The organism is Corallococcus praedator (assembly GCF_003612125.1).
GTDB classification, from domain to species: Bacteria; Myxococcota; Myxococcia; order Myxococcales; family Myxococcaceae; genus Corallococcus; species Corallococcus praedator.
This window is the reverse complement of record NZ_RAWI01000611.1, coordinates 1-3,704: the sequence shown is the minus strand read 5'-3', so window position 1 is coordinate 3,704 and position 3,704 is coordinate 1. Positions and strand designations below refer to the sequence as shown.

Genomic DNA, 3,704 nt, shown 5'->3' with positions numbered 1-3,704 from the left:
GGGAGGGGCTGCGCGCCGCCGTTGCGAAGGAAGGACAGGGGACGCGCCGCCGACGGGGGCAGGTCGTCCATGACGATGCCCGGAGCCGGTGGGCCCTCCATCGCGGGCGCGGCACCACCGCCGTTGCGGAGGAACGCAAGCGGTCGCGCGGCGGACGGGGGCAGGTCGTCCATCACCACGGGCGCGGGAGGCACGCTGGCGGGAGACGGCCCGGAGCCGCCATTGCGCAGGAAGGAGAGGGGGCGGGCCGCCGCAGGAGACAGCCCCTCCATGAGCGCGGCCGGAGGCATCCGCGCGGCCCCTGGAGATGCACCCGTGGATGCGGGCGCTACTGTCGCCCCTTCGGCCATCGCGAAGGACCCGGGAACTACCGGCGAGCGCGAGGATGGCTCGGCATGGGCGAAGCCCAGCGCATCCCCCGTGCGAGCCGCGCCGTTCGCGGGCAACGAGGTTCCAGAGGCATCGACCGGACGCGGTGCCGCTCCCGCATGGGCGGTAGGACCCTGCGCGTCGAACGGATGCGGCGTGGCGCCTGCATAGGCGGCAGGGCGCTGGGGCTCGAACGAACGCGCGGGAGCGCCTTGTCCTTCGAGCGGACGCGCGGTGGCTCCCGCGTAGGCGGCGGGACCCTGCGCATCCATCGGACGCGGAGGGGCCGCCACGGGCGCGGAAGCCGCGCGCACGTCGGACGAACGGGACGGGGGAGGCTCGGACGGGGCCTCAGGCGCGAAAGTTCGAGGGACCGGAGCGACCTCCTGGCGCTCCGGAGGTGCTCTTCGTGGCGCCTTCCGCGCCAAGCCCCGCCGACAGACGCTCCACGCGGGCCAGCAGGTCGGGAATCGAACCGGCGGGGGACAGCTGGATGGCCTTGAGCAGCGCCATCTCCAGCGCCAGCCGGGGCTGGGCCGCACGCGACACGTCCCAGATGCAGCCGTGCACGATGTCGAACAGGCGCGACAGCTGCGCCGTGTCCGCTTCCTTCGCGAGCGCCAGCAGCGCCTTCTGCTCGGACTCGGCCAGCTCCTGCGGCGCCTCACCCAGCGACTTCGTGACGAACAGGTGCCGCAACTGCAGCGCCAGCTCCTCCGCCAGCCGCTTCAGGTCCAGGCCCCGGTTGAACACCTCGTCCACGCGGCCCAGCACGCGCTTCGCGTCCTTGCGGACCAGCGCCTCCGCGAAGTCCTGCACCACCGTGCGGTCGATGGCGCCCATCGCCTCCGCGACGGCTTCGTCCGTGGGGTCGGGCCCGCACGACGCGAGGATCTGATCCAACAGGCTCAGCGCGTCGCGCATGCCGCCTTCGGACTGACGCACCACCAGCGACAGCGACTGCTCGGAGATGCCCGCCTTCTCCGCCAGGCAGATCTCCTTGAGCCGCTGGAGCATCCGCGCCGCGGAGATGCGCCGGAAGTTGTGGCGCTGGCAGCGCGACAGGATGGTGTCCGGGAGCTTGTGCGCCTCCGTCGTCGCGAAGATGAACTTCACGTGACCGGGCGGCTCCTCCAGCGTCTTCAGGAGCGCGTTGAACGCCGCCCCCGAGAGCATGTGCACCTCGTCGATGATGTAGATCTTGTGGCGGTCGCGCTGCGGCAGGTACTTCGCGTTCTCGCGAATCTCGCGCACGTTCTCGACGCCGTTGTTCGACGCGCCGTCGATCTCCGCCACGTCCACGCTGGTGCCGGCGGTGATCTCCGTGCACGCCCGGCAGGTGCCACAGGGATTCGCCGTGGGCCCCTGCTCGCAGTTGAGGGCCTTGGCGAGCAGGCGGGCGGCCGTCGTCTTGCCCACCCCTCGAGGCCCACAGAACAGGTACGCGTGAGCGACCCGGTCCATCTTGATGGCATTCCCGATGGTCCGGACGACGTGCTCCTGTCCGGTCATGTCATCGAACGTCTGCGGGCGCCATTTCCGGGCGAGGACGAGGTAGCTCATGGGGGATGTCATCTAAACACGGCGGGACGAATGATCCATGGAACGTCCATTCCTCCCGCCGTGTGAGACGCACTCCGCCTCAGCGTCCGAGCGCCTGTAGCACCACGTTGGCCGCGTTGTGGCCCGCCGCGCCGATGACGCTGCCCGCCGGGTGGCAGCCCGCGCTGCAGAAGTAGAGCCCCTGCACGGGCGTCTCATAGGGAAGCCGGTCCGTGAACCCCAGCTTGTTGTCCACGTGGTGGATGTGCCCGCGCGTGATGCCGAAGTGGGATTCAATCTTCGGCGGCGTCAGCGCGAAGTACTCCTGCACCAGGTCGCTGGTGCCCGGAGCGAAGCGGTCGCAGATGGACAGGAGGTGCTTCACGTACTTCGCCTCCTCCTTCTCCCACGTCGTGCCTTCCAGCTTCTCCGGCACCCACTCCACGAAGAGGGCGGAGTTGTGGTGGCCTTCTTCGTCCTTCAGCGACGGGTCCACCGTGGTGTGCACGTACCACTCGATGGAGGGGAACTCCGCGAGCCGGCCCGCCTTGGACTCCTTGTACCCATGCGCGAGCGCCCCCAGCACGTCGTCCACCTGGGGCAGCAGGTGGATGGTGGGCCCGAACTGGCCCCGGTCCTCCGGCAGGCAGGTGAAGGTGGGCAGGCCCTTGAGGCACAGGTTCACCTTCAGCGTGGTGCCCGGCGAGGACATGCCGTCCACCTTGCGGCGGTAGTCGGCGGGCAGCGCGGCCGGGTCCACCCACTTCAGTGTGCGGAAGGGGTCCGCGTTGGAGATGACCACCTTCGCGGAGACCTCTTCGCCATTCTCCAGCACCACGCCCTTCACCACGCCCGCGTCCACGCGCACGGACGCCACCTTCGCGTTGGTGCGGATGTCCGCGCCGTGCTTGCGCGCCAGCTGCGCGATGCGCTGGGTGACGGTGCCCATGCCGCCTTCGACGATCATCCACGTGCCGCCGCTGCCCGGCAGCCGGCAGAGGTTGTGCACCAGCAGGTTCATGCCCGTGCCCGGCGTGTCATAGCCGCCGTCCAGGCCGGAGAACGCGTCGGTGACGGCGTACATCGCCTTCACGAAGTCGGACTTGTAGCCGAAGCGCTCCAGGTACTCGCGCGCCGTGCCGCGACACAGCCGCACGAAGTGCTGGCGCAGGGCAGGGCGCACGTAGCGCTCCGCCGTCGCCTCCAGGGACAGGGGTGGCAGGAGCCACGCGGGGGCCAGGTCCTCGCGCAGCGCGGCCAGCTCCGTGTTCATCGCCACGTGGGCGTTCCAGTCCGCCTCGGAGAAGAACTCGCGGAACTGCCGCTCCAGCTCCCGCTCGTCCGAACCGAAGAGCAGGTAGCGCTTGTCCATCGTCGGCAGGAAGTAGTGCGGATCCCTGCGCTTGAGGGGCATGTCCAGCTGCAGCTCCTGGAGCAGCTCCGGCGGCATCAGGCCCAGCAGGTACGCGCCGGTGGAGACCCCCAGCTTCGGCGCGGTGCGGAACGGGTACTCCGTCTTGCACGCGCCGCCCACCATGGCCTTCTCTTCCAGCACGGTGACGGACAGGCCCCGGCGCGCGAGCATCGCCGCCGTGACAAGTCCGTTGTGGCCCGCACCCACCACGATGACGTCTGGCATGGTCTTCCTCCTTGGGAAACGCTTGGGGAAAAGGTCGTTCCTACCCGAGCCCGGGCCTCCCCGCCAAACGCCGCGCGCCTTGCTTCGCACGTCCGGTCCAGAAAGAGTCGCGCCGTCCCGTGAACGCCTCCGCCCCCGACGAGCCCTCCGCCCC

At 70.0% G+C, this 3,704-nt stretch carries 2 protein-coding genes and 1 pseudogene; all 3 read right to left on the bottom strand.

Translation table 11 applies throughout. The annotated features are described in order from the left end of the window. Positions 1-290: pseudogene (locus D7Y13_RS39745) on the bottom strand (hypothetical protein); the annotation flags it as partial. A gap of 430 nt (positions 291-720) precedes the next feature. Continuing rightward, on the bottom strand, positions 721-1,932 hold the full coding sequence (dnaX, locus tag D7Y13_RS39740) for a DNA polymerase III subunit gamma/tau (RefSeq protein WP_120586092.1): 1,212 nt from the start codon (positions 1,930-1,932) through the stop codon (positions 721-723). A 79-nt stretch (positions 1,933-2,011) separates the two neighbouring features. Then, positions 2,012-3,550, bottom strand: a complete 1,539-nt coding sequence (locus D7Y13_RS39735) for a phytoene desaturase family protein (RefSeq protein ID WP_120538217.1) — start codon at positions 3,548-3,550, stop codon at positions 2,012-2,014. Positions 3,551-3,704 lie beyond the last annotated feature (154 nt).